The following is a 319-nucleotide window of genomic DNA, read 5'->3' as shown; positions in this document are numbered from 1 at the left end:
CCCCCCCCCCCCCCCCCCCCCCCCCCCCCCCCCCCCCCCCCCCCCCCCCCCCCCCCCCCCCCCCCCCCCCCCCCCCCCCCCCCCCCCCCCCCCCCCCCCCCCCCCCCCCCCCCCCCTTTTTCATGATCCGGCGACCACCGAGATCTACACTGTTCGCATTTCGTCGGCAGCGTCAGATGTGTATAAGAGACAGGCCTGAAGCTGGGCGCCCGCAAGGTCTATGCCGAAACCTTCGAGCGCCTGCGCACCGTGGCGACCCGGGCCCAGGCGCAGGCCGGAGAGATCCAGTCCATGCTGGGCGCGACCTTCAAGGAACTCA

General features: G+C 75.2%; 1 protein-coding gene. It reads left to right on the top strand.

Going from position 1 to position 319, the window contains the following annotated elements; translation table 11 throughout:
- Nucleotides 1-199: hypothetical protein (locus JHD82_RS29290; RefSeq protein WP_199140416.1), on the top strand; the 199-nt coding region annotated here is incomplete at its 5' end.
- Nucleotides 200-319 lie beyond the last annotated feature (120 nt).

Origin of the sequence: Delftia sp. ASV31 (assembly GCF_016428765.1) — a bacterium.
GTDB classification, from domain to species: Bacteria; Pseudomonadota; Gammaproteobacteria; order Burkholderiales; family Burkholderiaceae_C; genus Comamonas; species Comamonas acidovorans.
This window is presented reverse-complemented; position numbering and strand designations above follow the sequence as displayed.